This window comes from Acidovorax sp. GW460-11-11-14-LB4 (assembly GCF_059423685.1).
In genome coordinates this window covers 39,563-63,196 of record NZ_JBWKYJ010000010.1, presented here as the reverse complement: position 1 = coordinate 63,196, position 23,634 = coordinate 39,563, and the positions used below count along the sequence as shown (strand labels likewise).

Sequence of the window (23,634 nt, the reverse complement as noted above, 5' to 3'; positions counted from 1 at the left end):
GTTCTTGTCTCCTTAGCCCAGAACCGTCTGCGCGACGATGTTGCGTTGAACTTCATTGCTGCCACCGTAGATGGTGGTTTTGCGCAGGTTGAAGTAGGTGGACGCCAGCGGCGCGTTGGCGGTGACGCCGCCGGGGAAGTTGCCCTGCCAGCCCGCCTCCATGGCCTCTTCGATGAAGGGCATGGCAAAGGGGCCGGCGGCCAGCATCATCAGCTCGGCGTAACGCTGCTGGATCTCGCTGCCCTTGATCTTGAGCAGACCCGCGATGTCGAGCGAGTTCTTGCCCGACTTCTCGGCGGACAGCACGCGCAGGACCAGCATTTCCAGAGCGACGATGTCCACTTCGAGCAGGGCGATCTGGTCCCGGAAGCGCAGGTCGTCCCACACGCCTTCGGTCTTGGCGATGCGCTTCAGGCGTTCCAGTTCGCGCTTGCTGCGGTTCACGTCGGCGATGTTGGTGCGCTCGTGGCTCAGCAGGTGCTTGGCGTAGGTCCAGCCCTTGTTCTCTTCGCCGATCAGGTTCTCGGCGGGAACTTCGACGTTGTCGAAGAACACTTCGTTCACCTCGCACTCGCCGTCCAGCAGCTTGATGGGGCGCACGGTGACGCCCTTGGACTTCATGTCCAGCAGCAGGAAGGAGATGCCGGTCTGGGGCTTGCCCTCGGTGCTGGTGCGCACCAGGTTGAACATCCAGTCGCCATGCTGGCCCAGGGTGGTCCAGGTCTTCTGGCCGTTGACGATGTACTTGTCGCCCACCCGCTCTGCGCGGGTCTTGACGCTGGCCAGGTCCGAGCCCGAACCAGGTTCGCTGTAGCCCTGGCTCCACCAGACTTCGCCGCTGGCGATGCCGGGCAAAAAGCGCTTTTGCTGCTCGGAGTTGCCAAACGCCATGATCACCGGGGCCACCATCACGGGGCCGAAGGGGATGATGCGGGGCGCACCGGCCAGCGCACACTCTTCTTCAAACAGGTGCTTTTGCACGGCCGTCCAGCCCGGGCCGCCAAACTCTTTGGGCCAGCCAAAGCCCAGCCAGCCTTTTTTTCCCAGAATCTTGGCCCAGCCCTGCATGTCCTCGCGGGTCAGGCGCAAGGCGTTGTGGACCTTGTGAGAGATTTCTTTGGGCAGATTGGCGTGAACCCAAGCGCGAATCTCTTCGCGAAAGGCCTGCTCTTCGGGGGTGAATGCGAGATCCATGCGGTGCGTCTCCTAGTGATACTGCATTTGTAGCACGGTCGTTCGTTTTATTCCTGTCCGGGTGGCGACATTGGACTGAACTCAGGGGAAATGCCCAGCTCGGCGCACAGGCGCTGCACAGTGTTGCGCAGGCTTGCCACTTCGGCCTCCAGGGCGTCCACGCGGGCCTGCAGCGCAGGCGATGGGCTGGCGCTCGCACTGCCTGCGGGCGCATGGCTGGCTGTGGTGTCCACCGGCCCGCACATCAAATGCGCCCAGCGTTGCTCGCGCGCGCCGGGAGCGCGGGGCAGCTGCACGACCAGCGGGCCACCCTTTTCGGCACTGCGCTCCTGCAGCTCGTCCAGAAAGGCTTCGACCGACGAAATGTCCGCAAACCGGTACCAGCGCTCAGCGTTGATGCGCAGCTCACCCGCCGTCTGTGGGCCGCGCAGCATGAGCAGGCCCAGCAGCACGGCCGACTGCTCGGGCACGCCCACGCCGCGCTGAAAGTTGTGTTCCCAGCGTGTGGTGCGGTTGCCGCTGCTCTCAAATGCCAGCGTCAGCAGTTTGAGCGAATCCAGCGCCTCCTGCGCCTCTGCATCACTCAGGTTCATCACCGGGTCGCGGCTGGTTTTCTGGTTGCAGCCGGTGACCAGGCCGTTGAGCGACATGGGGTAGCTGTCGGGCACGGTGCGCGCCTTTTCCATCAGAGTGGCGAGCACGCGGGCTTCGTTGGGTGTCAGTGGACGGGTGGTGGGGTCGAAGGGCATGAGGAGGCTGTCGGGCTTGGGGTTGGCGCTGCGTTGTGCGACAGAGTATGCAGGCTAGGCGCCCAGCGCAAGCTGCACTGGCTGCGCAGCGAGCATGGGCAACGCCGCCTGCGTGCTATGTCGCACAACCCTTCGGGCCGCCGCCTGGGGCCGCCATGCTGCGTTGCGGGTTCGTTGTGTGGCTGGGCCACACGGCCTCACCCGCGCCTTGCCTGGCACCCCCAGGCGGTGGCGCAGAGCCAACCCCATGCTCGACAGCCTCCTAGATAATCCGTGGCAATTTATGAAGAACATCGTCATTCTGATCTCTGGCGGCGGCTCCAACATGGCCACCATCGTCCGCACGGCACAGCAGGAGCGCTGGGAGCAGCGCTACGGCGCCCGCGTGGCGGCCGTCATCAGCAACAAGCCGGAGGCCGCCGGGCTGGTGTTTGCGCGCGAGCAGGGCATCGCTGCCGAGGCGCTGGACCACAAGGCCTTTGCCACCCGCGAGGCTTTTGATGCCGAGCTGGCGGCCACCATTGACCGCCACCAGCCTGCCCTGGTGGTGCTGGCAGGGTTCATGCGCATCCTGACGCCCGCATTTGTGGCGCACTACGCGGGGCGGCTCATCAACATACACCCCTCGCTGCTGCCCGCGTTCACCGGGCTGCACACGCACCAGCGCGCCATCGATGCAGGCTGCAAGTTTGCGGGCGTGACGGTGCACCAGGTGACGGCCGAGCTGGATGTGGGCCCCATCCTGGACCAGGCCGTGGTGCCGGTGCTGCCGGGCGACACCGCCGAGACGCTGGCCGCCCGGGTGCTGACCCAGGAGCATGTGATCTACCCCCGCGCCGTGCGGGCGCTGGTGCGCTCCCTGTAGGGGGTGAGGTCGGGGTGAGGCAGGGCCGTGCGCGTGGGGTGCCCACCGCTCCCACGCTGGCAGGGAATTTGCTACTGAATTTATAGCAAACAAGGCATGATGCACTAGCGCATCTGGCCGATTTGAATCAGATTTCGTGTCCCAGGGCCCATCCACCAGCCCCGGGGCCGGTTTCTGGCTCGCACAGCTCGTCAACTGACGGGCGAATCGCACTGTGCGGCCAGAAATCAGGGGTGCCCGGAGGGCGCAGCCGGGTCGTTCACACCTTGTCAGGCCACGGCGCTCAGACTGCTGGTGTTCGATGCCGTGCGCCAGTCGCTGGCGGCGCGTTCGTACTGCTGCCGCGCAAAGTCGGCCAGCCGCGCCAGGTCGTTGCGGCCGGTGGACTCGGTGCTGGTGCTGGTGGTGGACTGCACCTGACTGGTCAGCTGGTCGATGAACGCCTTCGACTCGCTGGCGCTGATGCTGGCATCGCCGTCGGTGTCGATGGCGTTGAACAGCGCGGTGATGGCGTCCTGCTCGGCCGTACTGGTTCCGCCCGCCAGGCGCTCGGCGGCGGAGACCTTGCCATCCTCGTTGGTGTCCAGGGGGTCGTAGCTGGTCGCCGAGCTGCTATCGGATGCGGCGCCAGCGCCACCTGCACCCCTCGGACCACCCGGAGGCGGTGGCATGCCGCCCATGGCCTGCATGCCATCGGCACCCGCGCCGGGGCCTGAAGGGCGACCCGCATCGAACTCGGCCTGCGTCAGGCTGCCATCACCATCGGTATCCAGCTGGCTGAACACGTCGTCGCTGCTTACGCCGGTCTGGCTGGCGGTGCCGCCGGACATGGCCTCCAGCAGGGCCTGCAGCTCGGTCTTGCTCACGGCGCCATCGCCGTCGCTGTCCACTTTGCCAAACAGGTCGTCGCCCGCCTGGCCGGTGGCGCTGGTGGCCGAACTGCTGCCTTCGCCACCGCGCGACTGGGCAAATGCCATGGTGGAGGGGGGCGGTGGCAGCGCGCTTTGCAGAGTGTTGCCCAGCTCGTCGGCGTTCAGGCTGCCGTCGCCGTTGGCGTCGTATTGCTTCACCAAGTCGGCCGCGCTGGTCTGGCTGCTGACGCCGGTTTTCTTCGCCACGTTGCCCAGCAGGCCCTGCAATTCGGTGTCGCTCACGCCGCCGCTACCGTCGGTATCGATCTTGGACAGCAGCCGCTCCGGCGAAGGCCCCGGGCGCGATGCCCGCTGCACGCTCGCACTGGACCAGGCACTGCTGACGCTACTGATGGTCGTCATCGTTGTTCCTTTCGTTCCAAAGGTGGACCGGTGCGGGGCCCTCCACTGCGGAAGCCCTCAGCCATGGCCCGATCCCATTCTTGGGTGCGCGTGTCTCCAGGGTTTGTCCGCTTTGTACCAAGGCCGATACAAAGGGCAGATGCAAGGCATGAACAGGGGGGCAAAGGCCCGCCAGATTGCCCCGCGCAGGGTGCGAAGCGTCCCTAAACTTGGTGCGTTCTTTTGTGCCTGTGCCTGCCCATGCAACACATCCTGGTGGTGGACGACGATGTCGAGATCACCACACTACTCACCGACTACCTGACCCGCTTTGGCTATGCCGCCCACGCGGCCTGTGACGCGCAGACGATGCGCGCCCAGATGGCCGCCCAGCCCATCGGCATGGTGGTGCTGGATGTGATGCTGCCCGGCACCGACGGGATCACGCTGGCAAGGGAGCTACGCGAGCGCTCACGGGTGCCCATCATCATGCTCACCGCGCGCGCCAACCCGTATGACTGCGTGCTGGGGCTGGAGATGGGCGCGGACGATTACATGGGCAAACCCTTCGAGCCGCGTGAGCTGGTAGCCCGCATCCAGACCGTGCTGCGCCGCACGCGCGGCGCCGAGGCACCTGTGCGGCAGGGCCCCGACGAAGTGGTGCGGTTTGATGGCTGGACGCTGCACAGCCTGGAGCGGCATCTGGTGTCGCCCGGGGGCATGGTGGTGCCCTTGTCGAATGCCGAGTTCCGTTTGCTGTGCACCTTTTTGCGCATGCCGCGCCGCGTTTTCAGCCGCGACCAGCTCATGGAGCAGGCCCGCGGCCGGGCCATGGATGCATTCGAGCGCAGCATCGACCTGCTGGTGTCACGCCTGCGCAGCAAGCTTGCGGACGACCCGCGGTCGCCTTCCATGATCCGCACCGTGCGCGGTGCCGGGTATCTGTTCAACGTGCAGTCGCTGCAAGGGCAGGTAGGGTGGCCCCACTGACGCCCACGCAATCGCAGCTGCGCGCTGCAGTCCAGCGCTGCACGCCTGACACCCTGTTTGGCCGGCTCGCTCTGCTGCTCATCGCCGCCGTCATCGTGAGCCATGTGCTGGCGCTGACGCTGATGTTCGAGCTGCGCCCTGCCCATCCAGGCCACCCGCCTGGCCCGCCGCCGCACGCATTGGCGGCCGATGGGCGCCCATTGCCGCTGCCGGGGCCCGCACCGGGCTTGTGGAACGCACCACCGTCGCTGCAGCTGGGCCTGTTGCTGGACATCAGTGTGCGCCTGGCCGCATTGGTGGCTGCAGCTTGGTGGGCTGCGCGCTGGCTGTCGCGCCCCATGCGCCGGCTGGCCACGGCCGCGCAAGAGCTGGGGCGCGACATCCACCGCACCCCGTTGCCCGAGGACGGCACGCTGGAATGCCGCGACGCCAGCCGTGTGTTCAACCAGATGCAGGCGCGCATCCGCCAGCAACTGGCCGAGCGCGACCGCTTTGTGGCGGCCGTGTCGCACGACTTGCGCACGCCCCTGACGCGGCTGCGGCTGCGCACCGAAAGCCTGGGTGACGCCCAGGCGCAGCAGCTGTTTCGGCGCGACATTGCCGAAATGGACGCCATGATTGCCTCCACGCTGGATTACCTGCGCGGCGTGGCGGGTGCGGAGGCTTGGGTGCATCTGGATGTGCAGGCCTTGGTGGACAGCATGGCGGACGACCAGGTGGCGATGGGTCACGCCGTCACCGTGGCGGGGCAGGCTGCCCCCTTGCGCGTGCAGGCCGTGGCACTGCGGCGTTGCCTGGACAACCTGGTGGGCAATGCCGTGCGCTACGGCGGCAGCGCCGAGGTCACGCTGCACGATGCGGCAGACGCCCTGACCATCGAGGTGCGCGACCACGGCCCGGGCCTGTCGCCCGAGGAGCTGGACCGGGTCTTGGAGCCCTTCTACCGTGTGGAGGCATCGCGCAATCGCCAGAGCGGAGGGGTGGGGCTGGGGCTCACCATCGCCAGCGACATCGTGCGGCGCCACGGTGGCCAACTGGCCCTTCGCAATGCACCGGGCGGTGGGCTGGTGGTGGCCGCGGTGTTTCCGCGCGCTGTCGCCGGATATCAGTAGGGCTCAGGCGGCGGGAGCTTCGCCCTCCCATTTTTCAAACCGGGGGCGCAGCACGCCATCGATGAGCACTTGCTCCTCAAACATGGCGGCCGGCCGCACCCACAGGCCGCGCTGGCCATACAGCGCGCGGTACAGCGTCATGGGCTCCAGCGTCTCGCTGTGGCGCACGGTGTCGATCACTTCATAGAGCATGCCCTTGTAGTGGCGGTACAGGCCGGGTGGCGTGCGGATGAGCTCGGGCAGGTCGTCGTCGGTCATGGTGTTGCGGTGGCGTGAATGGTTAGGATGGCGCCTGAAAAAAATCAACCAGAGTGAGGGACGCCCGTGGATCAGGCAGATTTTGTGCACATGGTGCGCATGAGCGAGCATGCCAGCGCCGAGAACAGTCGCGCATACCGCCGCAGTGTGGCTGCGTTTGCCGCCCTGGGTTATGCATGGGTGCTGGGGTGTGTGGCACTGGCCGTGGGTATTTTGCTGTGGGTGGTGCCCCAGTTGCTGCAGGGGCGCTTTCGTTTCGCGATGCTGTGGGCCCTGCTGGGTGCCGGAGGTCTGCTGTGGGTGAGCCTGCGTGCGCTGTGGGTGCGGTTTGATGAGCCCCAGGGCGTGGAGATCACAGCACTGGATGCCCCCGACCTGTTTGAAGCGCTGGCGCGCATCCGCCGCAAGATCAAGGGCCCCCCCATCCACAAGGTCACGCTGACCGACGAGTTCAATGCCAGCATCCAGCAACTGCCGCGTTTTGGGCTGCTGGGCGGCGCCGTCAATCACCTGAGCATTGGCCTGCCCCTGTTGATGGCACTTGACCGGCCGCGGTTCCTGGCGGTGCTGGCGCACGAGTATGGCCACCTGCGGGGCGACCATGGCCGCTTTGCGGCCTGGATCTACCGCACGCGCCTGTCGTGGATGCGCCTGAACCACAGCCTGGCCGACGATGAAGGCCCGGTCGCTGCCGCCACCCAGCTGTTCATGCGCTGGTACTTTCCGCGTTTCTCTGCCAAGACCTTTGCGCTGGCCCGCCAGGATGAATACGAAGCCGACCGGATCGCTGGCAAGCTGCTGGGTCGCGACGTGACCGCTGCGGCCCTCGCCGAGATCGAGATCCGGGGCGCGTGGCTGCAGGCAGAGTTCTGGGGCAGCCACTGGTGTGCAGCGGCGGGCAATCCGTTGCCGGTGGGCCCTTACCGCAGCATGCGCCGTGCCCTGGCCAAGGCCCCCGATGCAGCCTTTGCCAATGACGCCTTGCGCCAGGCGCTCAAGCGCCTGAGCAATCTGGACGACACCCACCCCGGCCTGCGCGACCGCATTGAGGCACTGGATGCCACGCCCACGCTGCCTGACTGGTCGCGCGGCAACGCTTTGGCCCTGTTGGGGCCGGATGCCAAGCGCTGGGTGGCACATTTCGACAAGCAATGGTGCCGCGACAATGCCAGCGAATGGAAGCAGCACCACGCCTGGCTGGGGCGCGTGCGCGCACGCGCCCCCCCCCCCCCCGAGGCCCTGGGGGCATCGACGGCACAGAGCAGTGCGGCCGACCTGGTGGAACTGGCCCGCCTCAAGCGCCACCTGGATCCGCATGCCGATGTGCGCGCCCTGTACGAGCTGGCACTGCAGCGCAGCCCCGAATACCCCGCTGCGCTGCGTGGACTGGTGCCTTGCCTGGCGGACGATGATCGGGTGGGCAAGCTCCAGCTGCTGCACCGGTTGTGGGAAACAGGCAGCAGCGACCGCTACTGGGCCGCGCGCACGGCATTGGCCGAGCTGGAGACCCCACGCCTGGGGCTGGACCACGATGCAGCCGCCTTCAAGCAGTGGCGCAAGCGGCTGGAACGCGCGCAAGAATCCGAAGAGCGGGCCTGGGAAGAGCTGTCGGGCACCTCGTTCTTCAGCCAGATCGTGCGGCACGACCTCAGCTCCTTCGAGCTGGCCGAACTGCAGTCCGAACTGGCCCGCTGCGCTCCTCTGGCCCGCTGCTGGCTGGTGCGCAAGAACCTGCGCGAGTACCCCCAGCGCAGGGCCTACCTGGTGTTTGTCGAGCTGCCGGGCATGGACGATGAAAGCCGCTACCACCTGTGCCGCGCGCTGGAGCGCAACCTGAGCCTGCCCGGCCCCGCGCTGGTGCTGTGGGCGGGCGAGTCACCGACGCTGCAGCAGATCGAGCGCTCGGCGTTCGAGCCGATCTATACCCGTTGACGCCCAGGCCGCGCATGGAGCGAGTTGGCCGTTGAGGTTTGGCTCCCGCGTTGGGCGGGTGGGGGCGATGTCGCCAGGTTGGCAGGGAATGGGACAATCGCAGGATGCATCCCAAAGTTCTTCTCGACGCCTGCGCCGAACTGGTCAGGCTCACCCTCACGTTTGAACACCCCGCCGACGCGGTGGTGTCGCGTTTCTTCCGCGACAACCGTGGCCTGGGGCCGCGCGAGCGCGCCACGCTGGCTGAAACGGTTTACACCGTTCTGCGCAAGAAGCTGCTGTTTGACCACATGGCCCCGTCAGGCTCGGGTCCCAAGGAGCGCCGCCTGGCCATCCTGGGTTTCTACGGCCCGCGCGATTTCCTCAAGAGTGCGTTGACCGACCAGGAGAAAAACTGGCTGGATCAGTGCGATGCGGTCACGGTCGATGACTTGATGGAGCGCCATCGCCACAACCTGCCCGAATGGATGGTCAAGCCCCTGAAGGACCAGCTGGGCGATGGCTTCTGGCCGCTGGTGGAAAGTCTGGCCCAGAGCGCCCCCCTGGATTTGCGCGTCAATGCCCTCAAGGACAAGCGCGCCGATGTGCAAAAGGAGTTGGCCAAAGCTGGCATCAAGGCGCATCCCACACCGTATTCACCCTGGGGCCTGCGCATTGATGACAAGCCCGCGCTGACCAAGCTCGATGCCTTCACGCGGGGCGCCATCGAGGTACAGGACGAGGGCTCACAGCTGCTGGCCCTGCTGCTCGACGCCAAGCGTGGCGAGATGGTGGTGGACTTCTGCGCTGGCGCTGGGGGCAAGACGCTGGCCATTGGCGCGAGCATGCGCAGCACTGGGCGGCTGTACGCCTTTGACGTGTCAGCTCACCGCCTGGATGCGCTCAAACCGCGCCTGGCCCGCAGCGGCCTGTCGAACGTGCACCCTGCCGCCATCGCCCACGAGCGCGACGACCGCGTCAAGCGCCTGGCGGGCAAGATCGACCGCGTCCTCGTGGACGCGCCTTGCTCGGGCCTGGGCACCCTGCGGCGCAACCCCGACCTCAAATGGCGCCAGTCGCCCAAGGCCATCGAGGAGCTGGTGGCCAAGCAGACGGCCATCCTGGACAGCGCAGCCCGCCTGCTCAAGCCGGGCGGCCGTCTGGTGTATGCCACCTGCAGCATCCTGCCGCAAGAAAACGAGGCCATTGCCGAGGCCTTCAGCGCAACACACCCCGACTTCCAGCTGCTGGATGCTGGTGAACTGCTGGAGCAGCTCAAGGTCGATGGGGCCAAGGGTTTGTGCAGCGGGGGGGCATCGGGCAGTGGTTATTTGCGCTTATGGCCCCATCTGCATCAGACCGACGGGTTTTTTGCCGCCATCTGGGCCAAAAAGGACTGAAACGCTGGAGGCAGGGCTCTAAACACCCTAAACCAGCGTAAATACTGTGGATTCCCCCGATCCGTTCAGAAACGGGCCATCTAAAATTAATGACCTGTTTCGTTGGTGAGCGGGTTCTCTGTAGTAAGGTTTTTGTGAATATGCTGTTACCCGACTGGGCTGTATTGAACGCCGCCATTGACTGGCTGGGAAATGGGTTGTGGAACCTGTCCTGGTGGCAGATCGTGTTGTACACCCTTGCCACGACCCACATCACGATCGCGGCGGTCACGATCTTCCTGCACCGCGCGCAGGCACACCGCGCGCTGGATCTGCATGCCATCCCCTCGCATTTCTTCCGCTTCTGGCTGTGGATTGGTACCGGCATGGTGACCAAGGAATGGGTGGCCATCCACCGCAAGCACCACGCCAAGTGTGAAACTGTGGATGACCCCCACAGCCCCCAGACCCGCGGGCTGGACACGGTGATGTGGCGCGGCGCCGAGCTGTACCGCGCCGAGTCCAAGAACATGGAAACCATCAAGAAGTTCGGTCACGGCACGCCCGATGACTGGATGGAGCGCAATGTGTACACCCGCTACGGCTGGCAGGGCGTGGGCCTCATGCTCATCCTGAACCTGGCCCTGTTTGGCGCCCTGGGCGCCGCGGTGTGGGCGGTGCAGATGCTCTGGATTCCGTTCTGGGCAGCAGGGGTGGTCAATGGTGTGGGCCACTACTGGGGCTACCGCAACTTCGAGGCGCAGGACGCCAGCACCAACCTGTCGCCCTGGGGCATCATCATTGGCGGCGAAGAGCTGCACAACAACCACCACACCTACCCCACGTCGGCCAAGTTCTCGGTCAAGCCGTATGAATTTGACATTGGCTGGGTGTACATCAGCCTCATGAAGAAAATCGGCTGGGCTACCGTGAAGAAGGTGCCACCCAAGTTGCAACTGGGCGATGTCAAGCCGGTGGCTGATGAAAAGACGCTGGAGGCCTTGATCGCCAACCGCTATGAAGTGATGGCGGGCTATGCGCGTGGTGTGCGCAAGGCGTGCAAGGATGAGATTGCCGCGCTGCAGGCCCGTCAGGCCGATGTATCGGTGCTCAAGGCCGCCAAGCGCTGGCTGCATCGCGATGCCGAGAAGGTGCCGGCGGGGGCCTTGCCCCAGCTGGCTCAGGCCCGCGCTGCGCATCCGGCCCTGGACAAGATGGTGACTATGCGCGAAGAACTGCGTCAGCTGTGGCTCAATACATCGCAATCCCGTGAGCAACTCACTGCCGACTTGCAGGCTTGGTGCCGTCGTGCCGAGGAGAGCGGTATTGCCACTCTGCGCGAGTTCTCCATCAGTCTGCGCGCTGCACGGGCCTGATGTAATGCCTTGGTGGGGCTGTCGGTCGGACCACTGACCCCGGCGCACCTCCCCCATAAACCGCTGCTGGGCTTTGTGCCCTCAGCGGTTTTTTGTTGGCTGTGGGCCTGCTGGCTCTCGAAGTTGGTGGGGAACAAGTCGTCGATGGCGGGAGGCGGTGCTGTAGTCATCAGGCTGCGTGGATTGCAGCCATGAAAAAAGCCGCCGGGCTGAATGCCGGGCGGCCTTTGGGATAACAAGAAAGAGACTGAATTACTTCAGCTTCATTTCCTTGTATTCCACATGCTTGCGAGCCTTGGGATCAAATTTCATGATCAGCATCTTCTCGGGCATGGTCTTCTTGTTCTTGGTCGTGGTGTAGAAGTGACCGGTACCCGCAGTGGATTCCAGCTTGATCTTGTCGCGTCCGCCTTTGCTTGCCATGGTGCTACTCCTTAAGCCTGGCCACGGGCACGCAGGTCTGCGAGCACCGAGTCGATACCGTTCTTGTCGATCAAACGCAGGGCAGCGCTCGAAACACGCAGGCGCACCCAACGGTTTTCGGTCTCGACCCAGAAACGGCGGTATTGCAGGTTCGGCAGGAACCGGCGCTTGGTTTTGTTGTTGGCGTGGGAAACATTGTTCCCCGTCATGGGCTTCTTGCCCGTTACGTCGCAGACGCGTGCCATGAGGACACTCCGATACTGATTAACGGCCGTTCGCTGAGCCCTGGGCTGTGTGCCCAGGTTGGCTTGCGGCCTCACCTCGCCAGAAAGGGTGGCGGTAACCCGATTTGCCTGTTTCGGAGGACCGCAAAAACGGGCCGAATTCAGCAAAGCCGCAGATTATAGCCTGCTGCCCAGTTTTTCATCAAGACTCTTGTTCAAGGAAGCGCTGGGCGTCCAGCGCGGCCATGCAGCCGGTGCCCGCGCTGGTGATGGCCTGACGGTACACATGATCCTGCACGTCGCCTGCGGCAAACACGCCGGGCACGCTGGTCTGTGTGGCAAAACCCTTGAGCCCACCCTGGGTGATGATGTAGCCGTTTTCCATCTCCAGCTGGCCCTGGAAGATCTCGGTGTTGGGCGCGTGGCCGATGGCGATGAAGCAACCTTGCAGCTTGATGTCTTCCGTGCTGCCGTCCTTCGTGCTCTTGATGCGGATACCGGTCACGCCCGTGTTGTCGCCCAGCACCTCGTCCAGAGTGTGGAACAGCTTGAGCTCGATCTTGCCCGCTGCCACTTTCTCGTTGAGCTTGTCCACCAGAATGGGTTCGGCCTTGAACTTGTCGCGGCGGTGCACCAGGGTGACCTTGCGGGCGATGTTCGACAGGTACAGCGCTTCCTCCACCGCCGTATTGCCGCCACCGACCACGCAGACATCCTGCTCGCGGTAGAAGAAGCCGTCACAGGTCGCGCAGCCGGACACGCCCTTGCCCATGAAGGCTTCTTCCGAAGGCAGGCCCAGGTATTTGGCCGATGCGCCAGTGGCCAGAATCAATGCGTCGCAGGTGTAGGTACCGCTGTCGCCGGTGAGTGTGAAGGGCCGCTTGCTGAAATCGACCTTGTTGATGTGGTCGAAGATGATCTGGGTCTTGAAGCGCTCTGCGTGCTCCAGAAAACGCTGCATCAGCTCCGGTCCCTGCACGCCGTGCACGTCGGCAGGCCAGTTGTCCACCTCGGTGGTGGTCATCAGCTGGCCACCCTGGGCCATGCCGGTGATCAGCACCGGGTTCAGGTTGGCACGGGCGGCATAAACCGCTGCGGTGTAGCCCGCAGGGCCCGAGCCGAGGATCAGAACTTTCGCGTGTTGGGTGGTGGACATGGTAAAAGCCTGTGTTTTGCGCCCGCTACATGGGGCGCTGTTGGGAAAGCTGGGGGTTGAGCCGCCGAGTATCAACCGGCGTCCGCTCGCGAGAGTGGCCCCGTTTTCAATCACGGTGATTGTAAGAACCCATTGATAACCCGTTGCGGCTCCGGTTGGGTCGCACCCCTGAAAGGAGATGTTTGCATGTCCACGATGTTGTCCAACCTCGACCTGCTGCGCCGGGTACCTTTGTTTTCGCTGCTGACGGTGGCTCAGGCCGAGGTGATCAGCGGCGCAGTGATCAAACGCCGCTTCAAGCGGGGCGAGGCGCTGGTGGAGCAGGGGCAAAAGTCCAATGCCCTGTACATCCTGCTCACAGGGCGCGCCCGGGTCATGACCTCGGACAGCCGGGGGCGTGAGGTGATTCTGGCCACCCTCGCCCAGGGCGACTACCTGGGCGAGATGAGCATCATCGACAACGAACCCCACTCGGCCACGGTGCGTGCCGAGGTGCAGACCGACGTGCTGATGCTGGGGCGTACGGAGTTTGCGCGTTGCCTCACCGAGAACGCGTCCATGTCTTTGGTGGTGATGCGCGGGCTGGTCAAGCGGCTGCGCCATGCAGATCGCAAGATTGAGTCACTCGCGTTACTGGATGTGTACGGCCGGGTGGCCCATGCCTTGCTGGACTTTGCGGTGCCCGATGCGCAGGGGCAGCTGCTGATCAAGGACAAAATCTCCCGCCAGGACCTGGCCAAGATGGTGGGAGCTTCCCGCGAAATGGTCAGCCGCGTGATGAAAGACCTGGAGGAGCGCGGCTTCATCGAGGCACTGCCCAGCGGGGCTACCCTGCTCAAGGACCGGCTGAACGCGCTGGGCTGAAATCCGGGGGGCGGACCCTGCGCCGGGTGGTGCGCCCAGCGCAACGCATGGGGTAAGCTCACCCCGCACGTTTATGACCTATTCCCTCAATACCCTGAATGCATCGGCGGCGGCCAAGTCGCCGCCCCGCACGGGCGCCGCCCGTTTTGGCCACGAAATCGCCCTGGTGGTGGGCTTGCTGGCCCTGGTTTTCTGGCTGCTGGCGCTGGTCAGCTATTCGGCGCAGGATGCGGCCTGGTCCACCTCGGGTGCCCGCGACGCGCGCTCCGTTGCCAACTGGGCGGGGCGCTTCGGCGCCTGGCTGGCCGATGGCAGCTACTTTGCGCTGGGGTTTTCAGTGTGGTGGTGCGTGGCGGCTGGCGTGCGGGCCTGGCTGTCGTCGCTGGCGCGCTGGATGCGTGGGGGCGAAGTGGTGGCCGGCGCCGCCAGCCCTCTGGTGCGCCGGGCCACGTTCTGGGGTGGACTGGTGGTGCTGATGTGTTCCAGCACGGCGCTGGAGTGGTCGCGTTTGTACCGGTTTGAATCGTTCCTGCCTGGGCATGCGGGTGGCGTGCTGGGGTACCTGGTGGGGCCAGCTGGTGTGAAGTGGCTGGGATTTACGGGCTCCGGCTTGTTGGCGATCGTGCTGGCGGTGGCGGGGGCGGCGCTGGTGTTCCGCTTCTCGTGGGGCCATGTGGCGGAGTTTCTCGGAGGGCGCCTTGATGCGCTGGTGCAGGCGCGCCTGGCAAAACGCGAGGTGGCCAAGGACGTCGCAGTGGGCCGCAAGGCGGCCCGCGAGCGCGAAGTGGTGGTATTGGAGGAGCGCACCGAAAGCGAGGTGCACCACCCCGAGCCCGTGCAAATCATCGAGCCGATTCTGGTGGATGTGCCGCAGAGCACCCGTGTGGTGAAAGAGCGCCAGAAGCCCCTGTTCACCGAGATGCCGGACAGCAAGCTGCCGCTGGTGGACCTGCTGGACGGCCCTCTGCAGCGCCAGGAAACCGTGGCCCCCGAGACGCTGGAGATGACCAGCCGGCTCATCGAGAAAAAGCTGAAGGACTTTGGCGTGGAAGTGCGCGTGGTCGCGGCCATGCCCGGCCCGGTGATCACACGCTACGAGATCGAACCCGCCACGGGCGTGAAGGGTTCGCAGATCGTGGGACTGGCCAAGGACCTGGCGCGCTCGCTCAGCCTCGTGTCGATCCGCGTGGTGGAGACCATTCCCGGCAAGAACTACATGGCGCTGGAACTGCCCAACGCCAAGCGGCAGTCCATCCGCCTGTCCGAAATCCTGGGATCGCAGGTCTATCACGAGGCAAAGAGCATGCTCACCATGGGCCTGGGCAAGGACATCGTGGGCAACCCGGTGGTGGCCGACCTGGCCAAGATGCCGCACGTGCTGGTGGCGGGTACCACGGGCTCTGGCAAGTCGGTGGGGATCAACGCGATGATCCTCTCGCTGCTGTACAAGGCCGAGGCGCGCGATGTGCGTCTGTTGATGATCGACCCCAAGATGCTGGAAATGTCGGTCTACGAAGGCATTCCGCACCTGCTGGCGCCCGTGGTCACCGACATGAAGCAGGCGGCGCATGGCCTGAACTGGTGCGTGGCCGAGATGGAACGCCGCTACAAGCTCATGTCCAAGCTGGGCGTTCGCAACCTGGCGGGCTACAACACCAAGATCGACGAGGCCAAGGCCAAGGAAGAGTTCATCTACAACCCCTTCAGCCTCACACCCGAGGAGCCCGAACCGCTGCAGCGCCTGCCGCACATCGTGGTCATCATCGACGAGCTGGCCGACCTGATGATGGTCGTGGGCAAGAAGATCGAAGAACTGATCGCCCGCCTGGCGCAAAAGGCGCGCGCGGCCGGCATCCACTTGATCCTGGCCACCCAGCGCCCCAGCGTGGATGTGATCACCGGCCTGATCAAGGCCAACATCCCCACCCGCATCGCGTTCTCGGTGGGCTCCAAGATCGACAGCCGCACCATCCTCGACCAGATGGGCGCTGAGGCGCTGTTGGGCATGGGCGACATGCTCTACATGGCCAGCGGCACGGGCCTGCCGATCCGGGTGCATGGCGCCTTCGTGTCGGACGAAGAAGTACACCGTGTCGTCAGTTACCTCAAGGAACAAGGGGAGCCGGACTACATAGAAGGCGTGCTCGAAGGTGGAACTGTGGATGGCGAGGGTGATCTGTCAGGGGAGGGCGGTGGCGGCGAAGGGGGCGAGAAGGACCCCATGTACGACCAAGCCGTCGAAGTGGTGCTCAAAGACCGCAAGGCCAGCATCTCTTACGTGCAGCGCAAGCTGCGCATTGGCTACAACCGCTCGGCGCGGCTGCTGGAAGACATGGAGAAGGCCGGACTCGTCAGTGGCCTGACCACCAGCGGCCAGCGTGAAGTGCTGGTACCCAACCGCAGCGAATGATCGGCCGGACCGCAAGGCCGGACCCTACCCCACAGGAGTTTCTGTTGAAAAAGATCGCTACTGCAATTTTGATAGCTGCTGCGGCAAGCATGGCTAGCGCTGACGGGCTGAAAAGCCTGGAATCCTTCATGAAGGGCACGCAGACGGGCAAGGCCGACTTCACCCAGACTGTGACCTCGCCCCCCAAGGACGGCCAGACCGCGCGCACCAAGACATCGAGCGGCAGCTTTGAGTTCCAGCGCCCCGGGCGCTTCAAGTTCGTCTACAAAAAACCTTTTGAGCAGACCATCGTGGCTGACGGCCAGACTTTGTGGTTGTACGACGTGGACCTGAACCAGGTCACGCAGCGCTCGCAGTCCCAGGCGCTGGGTAGCACGCCCGCTGCGCTGCTGGCGTCCGCGCCGGACCTGTCGGCGCTGAAGGCCGAGTTCACGCTGGAGGCCTCGCCGGATGCGGATGGCCTGCAATGGGTGCTGGCCAGCCCCAGGACCAAGGACGGCCAGCTCAAGAGCGTGCGTGTGGGCTTTGTGGGCGAGCAGCTGGCGGCCCTGGACATTCTGGACAGCTTTGGCCAGCGCTCGCTGATTCGCTTTACCGGTATGCAGGCCAATGCGGCGCTGCCTGCCAGCACGTTCCAGTTCAAGCCTCCGGCAGGGGCTGATGTGGTGAAGCAGTAGTTTCTGCTCTTGAAATAATAGCTGCCAACGCATGATTTTTAGGCGCTAGAAGCCAATTTGGCTTGAAAATCAGCGTACTGTAGACAGGATACGAACATGGCAGCACGCGGTGCCTCCGCCCCTTCTCCGGCACAACCCTCCGCCCATCAGCCCCTGGCAGAACGCCTGCGGCCCCGTACGCTGGGCGAGGTGATCGGGCAGCAGCATGTGCTGGGCCCGGGCATGCCGCTGCGCCTGGCCTTCGAGTCAGGCCGGCCGCACAGCTGCATCCTGTGGGGCCCACCTGGAGTGGGCAAAACCACCATTGCGCGCCTGATGGCTGATGCGTTCGATGCGCAGTTCATCAGCATCAGCGCCGTGTTGGGCGGGGTCAAGGACATTCGCGAGGCGGTGGAGCAGGCCCAGGCCGCGCGCGATGGGTTGATGCAGCAGCGCACCATCGTGTTTGTGGACGAGGTGCACCGCTTCAACAAGAGTCAGCAAGACGCGTTCTTGCCACACGTTGAATCAGGCCTGTTCACCTTCATCGGCGCCACCACCGAGAACCCTTCGTTTGAGGTGAATTCCGCGCTGCTGTCGCGAGCGGCGGTCTACGTGCTGCAGCCGCTGTCTGAGCAAGATTTGAAGCAGATTGTGGCCCTGGCGCAGGAGGAAGATGCGCTACCTGCTATCGAAGGTGTAGCAATCGACCGCTTGGTGGCCTATGCCGATGGCGACGCGCGTCGCCTGCTCAACACGCTCGAAACCCTGGCCATGGCGGCTGCGCAGGAGAAGCTTTCCGAGATCACCGATGCCTGGCTGCTCAAGGTGCTGGGCGAGCGCATGCGCCGCTACGACAAGGGCGGCGAGCAGTTCTACGACACCATCAGCGCGTTGCACAAATCGGTGCGGGGCTCTGACCCCGACGCTGCGTTGTACTGGCTGGTGCGCATGCTCGACGGCGGTGCTGACCCCCGCTACATGGCGCGCCGGCTGGTGCGCATGGCAGCCGAGGACGTGGGCCTGGCCGACCCGCGCGCATTGCGCCTGGCACTGGACGCGAGCGAGGTGTACGAGCGCCTGGGCAGCCCTGAGGGCGAGCTGGCGCTGGCCGAATGCGTGGTGTACCTGGCGGTGGCGCCCAAGTCCAACGCGGTCTACAAGGCCTACAACGCGGCGCGGGCCTGGGTCAAACAGGATGGCACACGCCCGGTGCCCATGCACCTGCGCAATGCGCCCACCAAGTTGATGAAAGAGCTCGACTACGGCAAGGGCTACCGCTACGCCCACGACGAAGAGGGTGGCTTTGCGGCGGGGGAGAGCTACCTGCCCGAAGGCATGCCAGAGCCTGGCTTCTACCAGCCCGTGGAGCGGGGTCTCGAAATCAAGATTGCCCTGAAGCTGCGTGAGCTGCGCGAACGCAATGCCGCAGCAGCCACTCCCGGCCTTCAGGATTCAGACACCGCCTCCTGATCCGAGACCTGCTCGGTGGGGCGAGGTGGCCGCGCATGTCCTGCGGCAGGCCCAAGGTGCTGCGCAGCCTGCTTTATGCCGATTCTGCATGATCAAGGTAATAAGTTTGCACATCAATTATCTTGCGTGCATCAAAATTCCTTATGCAGTGCGTGGCGCGCTGATGTGACCAAAACCCGAGGGAAAACCCCGCCCGGCTTGGATTGGGGCGGTTGTGACTACTCGCTACAATCCCGTCCACAAACCCGCACAGCTGCATTCCTGGCGGGTTTTTTGCTAGATGGCAGTCGGGCCCACAAGGCTGTACCGATTCCGGTGCCAAAGCGGTGGGTACGTCACAAACGAAGGACTTCTCTTATGGACATTTTGCTGCAACAGATCATCAACGGTCTGGTACTCGGCAGCATGTACGCCTTGATAGCCTTGGGCTACACGATGGTGTACGGCATTATTCAACTCATCAATTTCGCCCATGGCGAGGTGCTCATGATCGGCGCCCTCACCAGCTGGAGCTGTATTGGAATGATGCAGGCTGCCATGCCCGGCGCGCCGGGTTGGGTCATCCTGCTGCTGGCCACGCTCATCGCCTGCGTGGTCGCTGCCACGCTCAACTTCGTGATCGAAAAGGTGGCCTACAAGCCACTGCGCACCAGCCCCCGTCTTGCCCCCCTGATCACTGCCATCGGCATGTCGATCCTGCTGCAGACGCTGGCCATGATCATCTGGAAGCCCAACTACAAGCCCTATCCCACGCTGCTGCCCAGCACGCCGTTCCAGTTGGGTGGTGCCTACATCACTCCCACCCAGATCCTGATCCTGGGGGTGACGGCGGTGGCCCTGGCTTCCCTGGTCTATCTGGTCAACCACACCAACCTGGGCCGCGCCATGCGCGCCACGGCGGAGAACCCCCGCGTGGCCTCCCTGATGGGCGTGAAGCCCGACATGGTGATCTCGGCCACCTTCATCATCGGAGCCATCCTGGCGGCCATCGCCGGCATCATGTATGCCTCCAACTACGGCACGGCGCAGCACACCATGGGCTTCCTGCCGGGGCTCAAGGCCTTCACGGCGGCGGTGTTCGGCGGTATCGGTAACCTGGCCGGTGCGGTGGTGGGCGGCATCCTGCTGGGCCTCATCGAAGCCATCGGCTCCGGCTACATCGGCACGCTCACGGGCGGTTTGCTGGGCAGCCACTACACCGACATCTTTGCGTTCATCGTGCTCATCATCATCCTGACGCTGCGCCCCTCGGGCCTGCTGGGTGAGCGTGTGGCCGATCGCGCCTGAGGAGCCTCACACCATGAAGAACACCAAAACCAACTGGATCATCGGCGCCGTCGCGCTGCTGGTGCTGCCGCTGATCCTGCAATCCTTCGGCAACGCCTGGGTGCGTATCGCCGACCTGGCCCTGCTGTACGTGCTGCTGGCCCTGGGCCTGAACATCGTGGTGGGCTACGCCGGCCTGCTGGACCTGGGCTACGTGGCGTTCTACGCCGTGGGCGCCTACCTGTTTGCCTTGATGGCTTCGCCGCACCTGGCGGACAACTTTGCGGCGTTTGCCGCCATGTTCCCCAACGGGCTGCACACCTCGCTGTGGATCGTGATACCGGTGGCGGCGTTGTTAGCGGCGTTCTTTGGCGCCATGCTGGGGGCGCCCACGCTGAAGCTGCGCGGTGACTACCTGGCCATCGTGACGCTGGGCTTCGGCGAAATCATCCGCATCTTCCTGAACAACCTGGACCACCCGGTCAACCTGACCAACGGCCCCAAGGGCCTGGGCCAGATCGACTCGGTCAAGATCTTTGGCCTGGACCTGGGCAAGCGACTGGAGGTGTTCGGTTTCGACATCAATTCCGTCACCCTGTACTACTACCTGTTCCTGACCCTGGTGGTGGTGTCCATCATCATCTGCTACCGCCTGCAGGACTCGCGCATCGGCCGCGCCTGGATGGCCATCCGTGAAGATGAAATCGCTGCCAAGGCGATGGGCATCAACACCCGCAACATGAAGCTGCTGGCCTTCGGCATGGGGGCTTCGTTCGGCGGCGTGTCGGGTGCGATGTTCGGTGCGTTCCAGGGCTTTGTGTCGCCCGAGTCGTTCAGCCTGATGGAGTCGGTCATGATCGTCGCCATGGTGGTGCTGGGCGGTATCGGCCACATTCCTGGCGTGATCCTGGGCGCCGTGCTGCTGTCGGCCCTGCCCGAAGTGCTGCGCTATGTGGCAGGCCCTCTGCAGGCCATGACGGACGGTCGCCTGGACTCCGCCATCCTGCGCCAGCTGCTGATCGCGCTGGCCATGATCATCATCATGCTGATGCGTCCCCGTGGTCTGTGGCCTGCGCCCGACCATGGCAAGAGCCTCACGCAGAAGACCTGAACACCGCAGAAAGTTAGAACATGGCAGAGAACATTCAGAAATCAGCCAGCGACGTGGTGCTGCGGGTTGCCGGCATTTCCAAGCGCTTCGGCGGCCTGCAAGCCCTCTCCGACGTGGGCATCACCATTGAGCGAGGCCAGGTGTATGGCCTGATCGGCCCCAACGGCGCAGGCAAGACCACGTTCTTCAACGTGATCACCGGCCTGTACACCCCCGACAGCGGTACCTTTGAACTGGCTGGCAAGCCCTATGAGCCGACGGCCGTGCATGAAGTGGCCAAGGCGGGCATCGCGCGCACCTTCCAGAACATCCGTCTGTTTGCAGAAATGACGGCACTGGAAAACGTGATGGTGGGCCGCCACATCCGTACCAAGTCTGGCCTGCTGGGCGCTGTGCTGCGCACCAAGGGCTTCAAGGAAGAAGAGCTGGCCATCGCCAAGCGCGCACAGGAACTGCTCGACTACGTGGGCATTGGCAAGTTTGCCGACTACAAGGCGCGCACTTTGAGCTATGGCGACCAGCGCCGCCTGGAGATCGCCCGGGCCCTGGCCACCGATCCGCAACTGATTGCGCTGGACGAGCCCGCCGCCGGCATGAACGCCACCGAGAAGGTGCTGCTGCGCGAGCTGATCGACCGCATCCGCAAAGACAACCGCACCATCTTGCTCATCGAGCACGACGTGAAGCTGGTGATGGGCCTGTGCGACCGTGTGACGGTGCTCGACTATGGCAAGCAGATCGCCGAAGGCAACCCTGCCGAAGTGCAGAAGAACGAAAAAGTGATTGAGGCCTATCTGGGCACCGGAGGACATTGAGAATGGCCGAAAAATCCAACAAGGTACTGCTGCAGGTCAAGGGCCTGAAAGTGGCCTACGGCGGTATCCAGGCCGTGAAGGGCGTGGACTTCGAAGTGCGTGAAGGCGAGCTGGTCTCGCTGATCGGCTCCAACGGTGCGGGCAAGACCACCACCATGAAGGCCATCACTGGCACCCTGGCCATGAACGACGGCGACATCGAGTACCTGGGCGAAAGCATCAAGGGCAAGGGCGCCTGGGACCTAGTGAAGAAGGGCCTGGTGATGGTGCCGGAAGGCCGTGGCGTGTTTGCGCGCATGACCATCACCGAAAACCTGCAAATGGGCGCCTACACGCGCTCCGACAAGGCCGGCATCCTGGCTGACATCGAGAAGATGTTCACCATTTTCCCGCGCCTGCGCGAGCGCAAGGACCAGCTGGCCGGCACCATGTCGGGCGGTGAGCAGCAGATGCTGGCGATGGGCCGAGCGCTGATGAGCCAGCCCAAGGTGCTGCTGCTGGACGAGCCCTCGATGGGCCTGTCCCCCATCATGGTGGACAAGATCTTTGAGGTGGTGCGCGACGTGTACGCGCTGGGCGTGACCATCGTGCTGGTCGAGCAGAACGCCAGCCGCGCGCTGGCGATTGCCGACCGCGGCTACGTGATGGAGTCTGGCCTGATCACCATGTCGGGCCCTGGCCAGCAGTTGCTCAACGACCCCAAGGTGCGCGCTGCCTACCTGGGCGAATAAGCGACCGCAAGCCTGCGCGCCGCTGGTGTGGTGCGGCGGCTGTCCAGCAAGGCACTCCCTCGGGAGTGCCTTTTTTTGTGTCTGTTGGTGGGGGTGGTGTTGCAGTAATTTGCTATTAAAAATATAGCTGACAAGGTATGTAACACCAGCGCAATCGATCGGTTTTGTTCATAATCGGCCGCTTCGTTCACTTCCCCAGCCTGCCGCTCCACCATGAACGCGCTCCAATCCCTGCCTATTTCTTTGCAAACGGTATTGCTGCTCACTGCCAGCAATATCTTCATGACCTTTGCGTGGTACGGCCACCTGAAGAACCTGGCGTCTTCGCCGTGGTATGTCGCGGCCCTCGTCAGCTGGGGTATCGCGCTGTTTGAATACCTGTTGCAGGTGCCGGCCAACCGCATTGGCTTCACCCAGTTCAACGTGGGGCAGCTCAAGATCATGCAAGAGGTCATCACGCTGGGCGTGTTTGTGCCCTTCGCCGTGTTCTACATGGGGCAACCCCTGAAGTGGGACTACCTCTGGGCGGGGTTGTGCCTGGTGGGGGCGGTGTATTTCATCTTCCGGGGCGCCTGAAGACACAAAGCCTGAACGGCCAGCGTGTCGCCGCCCTCGGCACCGTGCGCATGACTGCATGAGGCAGTGGCATCAGTCCCTGCAGGGCGCACGGTTAAACTCGCCGGGTCACGAAAGCGTCATGGTTTTGTCATGGCGCGGCCTTTTCTCACTATTCGTTCCCGATCCAGGAGTCTCCATGCTGTTTGCCAAGCTGTTGCCACGCGAAGGCAATTTTTTCGAAATGTTCAACCAGCATGCGGACCGCATCGTCGAGGCGGCCCGGGCCTTCTCGCAACTGGTGGCCAACTACAGCGACCCGCACCTGCGCGACAAGTACAACCAGGACGTGGACAACGCCGAGCGTGCCGCCGACCGTGTGACGCACGAGGTGAACAAGGCCATCCACAAGACCTTCATCACCCCCATCGACCGTGAGCAGATCCACACGCTGATCAACACCATGGACGATGTGGCCGACCTGATCCAGGACTCGGCTGAAACCATGGCGCTGTACGACGTGCGGCACATGACGGAAGAAATCACCCGCCTCACGGACCTGAGCCTCAAGTGCTGCGAGCGCCTGCGCGATGCCGTCAAGCTGCTCGACAAGATCGCCGACCCGGCCGTTGCCGAGGCCGCGCTCAAGACCTGCGAGGAGATCGACAAGCTCGAATCCGACGCCGACCGCGTGATGCGCAGCGCCATGAGCAAGCTGTTCCGCGAGGAGCCCGATGTCCGCGAGGTGATCAAGCTCAAGGCCATCTACGAACTGCTGGAGACGATCACCGACAAGTGCGAGGACGTGGCCAACTGCATCGAGGGCATCGTCCTCGAGAACTCCTGATCCGCGCAGGCTGACC

At 64.1% G+C, this 23,634-nt stretch carries 23 protein-coding genes; 16 read left to right on the top strand and 7 right to left on the bottom strand.

Going from position 1 to position 23,634, the window contains the following annotated elements; translation table 11 throughout:
• Positions 1 to 12: 12 nt before the first annotated feature.
• Both AC07X4_RS06505 and AC07X4_RS06500 read right to left on the bottom strand, forming a co-directional pair.
• On the bottom strand, positions 13 to 1,194 hold the full coding sequence (locus AC07X4_RS06505) for an acyl-CoA dehydrogenase family protein (protein ID WP_494739589.1): 1,182 nt from the start codon (positions 1,192 to 1,194) through the stop codon (positions 13 to 15).
• Between the two features lie 47 nt (positions 1,195 to 1,241).
• Positions 1,242 to 1,943 (bottom strand): YceH family protein, encoded by a 702-nt coding sequence (locus AC07X4_RS06500; protein WP_108498119.1) that lies wholly within the window; start codon positions 1,941 to 1,943, stop codon positions 1,242 to 1,244.
• A 283-nt stretch (positions 1,944 to 2,226) separates the two neighbouring features.
• Between AC07X4_RS06500 and purN the strand changes: the two genes are divergently transcribed.
• Complete coding sequence (gene purN, locus AC07X4_RS06495) at positions 2,227 to 2,808, top strand: phosphoribosylglycinamide formyltransferase (protein WP_494739588.1); 582 nt, start codon at positions 2,227 to 2,229, stop codon at positions 2,806 to 2,808.
• 269 nt (positions 2,809 to 3,077) lie between these two features.
• Here the strand turns inward: purN and xopAW are convergent, their stop codons facing one another.
• Positions 3,078 to 4,082, bottom strand: coding sequence for a XopAW family type III secretion system calcium-binding effector (gene xopAW, locus AC07X4_RS06490; RefSeq protein WP_494739587.1), 1,005 nt, complete (start codon positions 4,080 to 4,082; stop codon positions 3,078 to 3,080).
• A gap of 240 nt (positions 4,083 to 4,322) precedes the next feature.
• On the opposite strand from xopAW, the gene AC07X4_RS06485 reads away from it, so the two are divergent.
• Together AC07X4_RS06485 and AC07X4_RS06480 are read left to right on the top strand one after the other, a co-directional pair.
• Positions 4,323 to 5,051, top strand: a complete 729-nt coding sequence (locus tag AC07X4_RS06485; RefSeq protein ID WP_494739586.1) for a response regulator — start codon at positions 4,323 to 4,325, stop codon at positions 5,049 to 5,051.
• Positions 5,039 to 6,163: an ATP-binding protein gene (locus AC07X4_RS06480; RefSeq protein ID WP_494739585.1), complete on the top strand. Its 1,125-nt coding sequence runs from the start codon at positions 5,039 to 5,041 to the stop codon at positions 6,161 to 6,163. Before AC07X4_RS06485 ends, AC07X4_RS06480 begins: the two co-directional genes overlap by 13 nt.
• A 3-nt stretch (positions 6,164 to 6,166) precedes the next feature.
• On the opposite strand, the gene AC07X4_RS06475 is transcribed toward AC07X4_RS06480, so the two are convergent.
• Entirely contained in the window at positions 6,167 to 6,421 is a 255-nt protein-coding gene (locus AC07X4_RS06475) for a DUF1653 domain-containing protein (RefSeq protein ID WP_056747477.1), read from the bottom strand.
• 66 nt (positions 6,422 to 6,487) lie between these two features.
• On the opposite strand from AC07X4_RS06475, the gene AC07X4_RS06470 reads away from it, so the two are divergent.
• The 3 genes from AC07X4_RS06470 (at position 6,488) to AC07X4_RS06460 (ending at position 11,087) form a co-directional block, all read left to right on the top strand.
• Positions 6,488 to 8,353, top strand: coding sequence for a M48 family metalloprotease (locus AC07X4_RS06470; protein ID WP_494739584.1), 1,866 nt, complete (start codon positions 6,488 to 6,490; stop codon positions 8,351 to 8,353).
• A 104-nt stretch (positions 8,354 to 8,457) separates the two neighbouring features.
• Positions 8,458 to 9,732, top strand: a complete 1,275-nt coding sequence (locus tag AC07X4_RS06465) for an RsmB/NOP family class I SAM-dependent RNA methyltransferase (RefSeq protein WP_494739583.1) — start codon at positions 8,458 to 8,460, stop codon at positions 9,730 to 9,732.
• A gap of 140 nt (positions 9,733 to 9,872) precedes the next feature.
• Positions 9,873 to 11,087 carry a DesA family fatty acid desaturase gene (locus AC07X4_RS06460; RefSeq protein ID WP_056061039.1) on the top strand — a complete coding sequence of 405 codons (1,215 nt, stop codon included), beginning with the start codon at positions 9,873 to 9,875 and terminating at the stop codon, positions 11,085 to 11,087.
• 252 nt (positions 11,088 to 11,339) lie between these two features.
• Here the strand turns inward: AC07X4_RS06460 and rpmG are convergent, their stop codons facing one another.
• The 3 genes from rpmG to trxB form a co-directional block, all read right to left on the bottom strand.
• Positions 11,340 to 11,510 (bottom strand): 50S ribosomal protein L33, encoded by a 171-nt coding sequence (gene rpmG, locus AC07X4_RS06455; protein WP_008904999.1) that lies wholly within the window; start codon positions 11,508 to 11,510, stop codon positions 11,340 to 11,342.
• A gap of 11 nt (positions 11,511 to 11,521) precedes the next feature.
• Complete coding sequence (gene rpmB, locus AC07X4_RS06450; protein ID WP_010463481.1) at positions 11,522 to 11,755, bottom strand: 50S ribosomal protein L28; 234 nt, start codon at positions 11,753 to 11,755, stop codon at positions 11,522 to 11,524.
• A gap of 181 nt (positions 11,756 to 11,936) precedes the next feature.
• Positions 11,937 to 12,890: a thioredoxin-disulfide reductase gene (trxB, locus tag AC07X4_RS06445; RefSeq protein WP_056061042.1), complete on the bottom strand. Its 954-nt coding sequence runs from the start codon at positions 12,888 to 12,890 to the stop codon at positions 11,937 to 11,939.
• Between the two features lie 186 nt (positions 12,891 to 13,076).
• Here trxB and AC07X4_RS06440 point away from each other — a divergent pair, with 186 nt between their 5' ends.
• The 10 genes from AC07X4_RS06440 to AC07X4_RS06395 all read left to right on the top strand — a co-directional run bounded on the left by AC07X4_RS06440 (position 13,077) and on the right by AC07X4_RS06395 (position 23,618).
• On the top strand, positions 13,077 to 13,754 hold the full coding sequence (locus AC07X4_RS06440; RefSeq protein ID WP_494739582.1) for a Crp/Fnr family transcriptional regulator: 678 nt from the start codon (positions 13,077 to 13,079) through the stop codon (positions 13,752 to 13,754).
• A gap of 73 nt (positions 13,755 to 13,827) precedes the next feature.
• A complete protein-coding gene (locus AC07X4_RS06435; RefSeq protein ID WP_056061046.1) occupies positions 13,828 to 16,164 on the top strand; it encodes a DNA translocase FtsK in 2,337 nt (778 codons plus the stop codon).
• A gap of 44 nt (positions 16,165 to 16,208) precedes the next feature.
• Positions 16,209 to 16,841: an outer membrane lipoprotein periplasmic chaperone LolA gene (gene lolA, locus AC07X4_RS06430; RefSeq protein ID WP_494739581.1), complete on the top strand. Its 633-nt coding sequence runs from the start codon at positions 16,209 to 16,211 to the stop codon at positions 16,839 to 16,841.
• 96 nt (positions 16,842 to 16,937) lie between these two features.
• On the top strand, positions 16,938 to 18,293 hold the full coding sequence (locus tag AC07X4_RS06425; RefSeq protein ID WP_056061048.1) for a replication-associated recombination protein A: 1,356 nt from the start codon (positions 16,938 to 16,940) through the stop codon (positions 18,291 to 18,293).
• A 357-nt stretch (positions 18,294 to 18,650) separates the two neighbouring features.
• Positions 18,651 to 19,580: a branched-chain amino acid ABC transporter permease gene (locus AC07X4_RS06420; protein WP_056061051.1), complete on the top strand. Its 930-nt coding sequence runs from the start codon at positions 18,651 to 18,653 to the stop codon at positions 19,578 to 19,580.
• A gap of 13 nt (positions 19,581 to 19,593) precedes the next feature.
• Positions 19,594 to 20,670: an ABC transporter permease subunit gene (locus tag AC07X4_RS06415; protein WP_056061055.1), complete on the top strand. Its 1,077-nt coding sequence runs from the start codon at positions 19,594 to 19,596 to the stop codon at positions 20,668 to 20,670.
• A gap of 20 nt (positions 20,671 to 20,690) precedes the next feature.
• Positions 20,691 to 21,485, top strand: coding sequence for an ABC transporter ATP-binding protein (locus tag AC07X4_RS06410; RefSeq protein ID WP_056061058.1), 795 nt, complete (start codon positions 20,691 to 20,693; stop codon positions 21,483 to 21,485).
• A gap of 2 nt (positions 21,486 to 21,487) precedes the next feature.
• Positions 21,488 to 22,216: an ABC transporter ATP-binding protein gene (locus AC07X4_RS06405; RefSeq protein ID WP_056061060.1), complete on the top strand. Its 729-nt coding sequence runs from the start codon at positions 21,488 to 21,490 to the stop codon at positions 22,214 to 22,216.
• A 213-nt stretch (positions 22,217 to 22,429) separates the two neighbouring features.
• Positions 22,430 to 22,792: a DMT family protein gene (locus AC07X4_RS06400; protein ID WP_015013099.1), complete on the top strand. Its 363-nt coding sequence runs from the start codon at positions 22,430 to 22,432 to the stop codon at positions 22,790 to 22,792.
• Positions 22,793 to 22,970: 178 nt separating this feature from the next.
• On the top strand, positions 22,971 to 23,618 hold the full coding sequence (locus AC07X4_RS06395; protein ID WP_055403060.1) for a DUF47 domain-containing protein: 648 nt from the start codon (positions 22,971 to 22,973) through the stop codon (positions 23,616 to 23,618).
• The last annotated feature ends 16 nt before the right edge of the window (positions 23,619 to 23,634 follow it).

Bases quoted from the DNA above. Each gene is read 5' to 3' on its own strand.
- AC07X4_RS06465 (WP_494739583.1), top strand. From the start codon at position 8,458: ATGCATCCCAAAGTTCTTCTCGACGCCTGCGCCGAACTGGTCAGGCTC.
- rpmG (WP_008904999.1), bottom strand. From the start codon at position 11,510: ATGGCAAGCAAAGGCGGACGCGACAAGATCAAGCTGGAATCCACTGCG.
- purN (WP_494739588.1), top strand. From the start codon at position 2,227: ATGAAGAACATCGTCATTCTGATCTCTGGCGGCGGCTCCAACATGGCC.
- AC07X4_RS06500 (WP_108498119.1), bottom strand. From the start codon at position 1,943: ATGCCCTTCGACCCCACCACCCGTCCACTGACACCCAACGAAGCCCGC.
- AC07X4_RS06485 (WP_494739586.1), top strand. From the start codon at position 4,323: ATGCAACACATCCTGGTGGTGGACGACGATGTCGAGATCACCACACTA.
- AC07X4_RS06415 (WP_056061055.1), top strand. From the start codon at position 19,594: ATGAAGAACACCAAAACCAACTGGATCATCGGCGCCGTCGCGCTGCTG.
- AC07X4_RS06425 (WP_056061048.1), top strand. From the start codon at position 16,938: ATGGCAGCACGCGGTGCCTCCGCCCCTTCTCCGGCACAACCCTCCGCC.
- AC07X4_RS06395 (WP_055403060.1), top strand. From the start codon at position 22,971: ATGCTGTTTGCCAAGCTGTTGCCACGCGAAGGCAATTTTTTCGAAATG.
- AC07X4_RS06440 (WP_494739582.1), top strand. From the start codon at position 13,077: ATGTCCACGATGTTGTCCAACCTCGACCTGCTGCGCCGGGTACCTTTG.
- AC07X4_RS06460 (WP_056061039.1), top strand. From the start codon at position 9,873: ATGCTGTTACCCGACTGGGCTGTATTGAACGCCGCCATTGACTGGCTG.
- AC07X4_RS06405 (WP_056061060.1), top strand. From the start codon at position 21,488: ATGGCCGAAAAATCCAACAAGGTACTGCTGCAGGTCAAGGGCCTGAAA.
- AC07X4_RS06505 (WP_494739589.1), bottom strand. From the start codon at position 1,194: ATGGATCTCGCATTCACCCCCGAAGAGCAGGCCTTTCGCGAAGAGATT.
- AC07X4_RS06420 (WP_056061051.1), top strand. From the start codon at position 18,651: ATGGACATTTTGCTGCAACAGATCATCAACGGTCTGGTACTCGGCAGC.
- AC07X4_RS06435 (WP_056061046.1), top strand. From the start codon at position 13,828: ATGACCTATTCCCTCAATACCCTGAATGCATCGGCGGCGGCCAAGTCG.
- AC07X4_RS06400 (WP_015013099.1), top strand. From the start codon at position 22,430: ATGAACGCGCTCCAATCCCTGCCTATTTCTTTGCAAACGGTATTGCTG.
- xopAW (WP_494739587.1), bottom strand. From the start codon at position 4,082: ATGACGACCATCAGTAGCGTCAGCAGTGCCTGGTCCAGTGCGAGCGTG.
- AC07X4_RS06410 (WP_056061058.1), top strand. From the start codon at position 20,691: ATGGCAGAGAACATTCAGAAATCAGCCAGCGACGTGGTGCTGCGGGTT.
- trxB (WP_056061042.1), bottom strand. From the start codon at position 12,890: ATGTCCACCACCCAACACGCGAAAGTTCTGATCCTCGGCTCGGGCCCT.
- AC07X4_RS06475 (WP_056747477.1), bottom strand. From the start codon at position 6,421: ATGACCGACGACGACCTGCCCGAGCTCATCCGCACGCCACCCGGCCTG.
- rpmB (WP_010463481.1), bottom strand. From the start codon at position 11,755: ATGGCACGCGTCTGCGACGTAACGGGCAAGAAGCCCATGACGGGGAAC.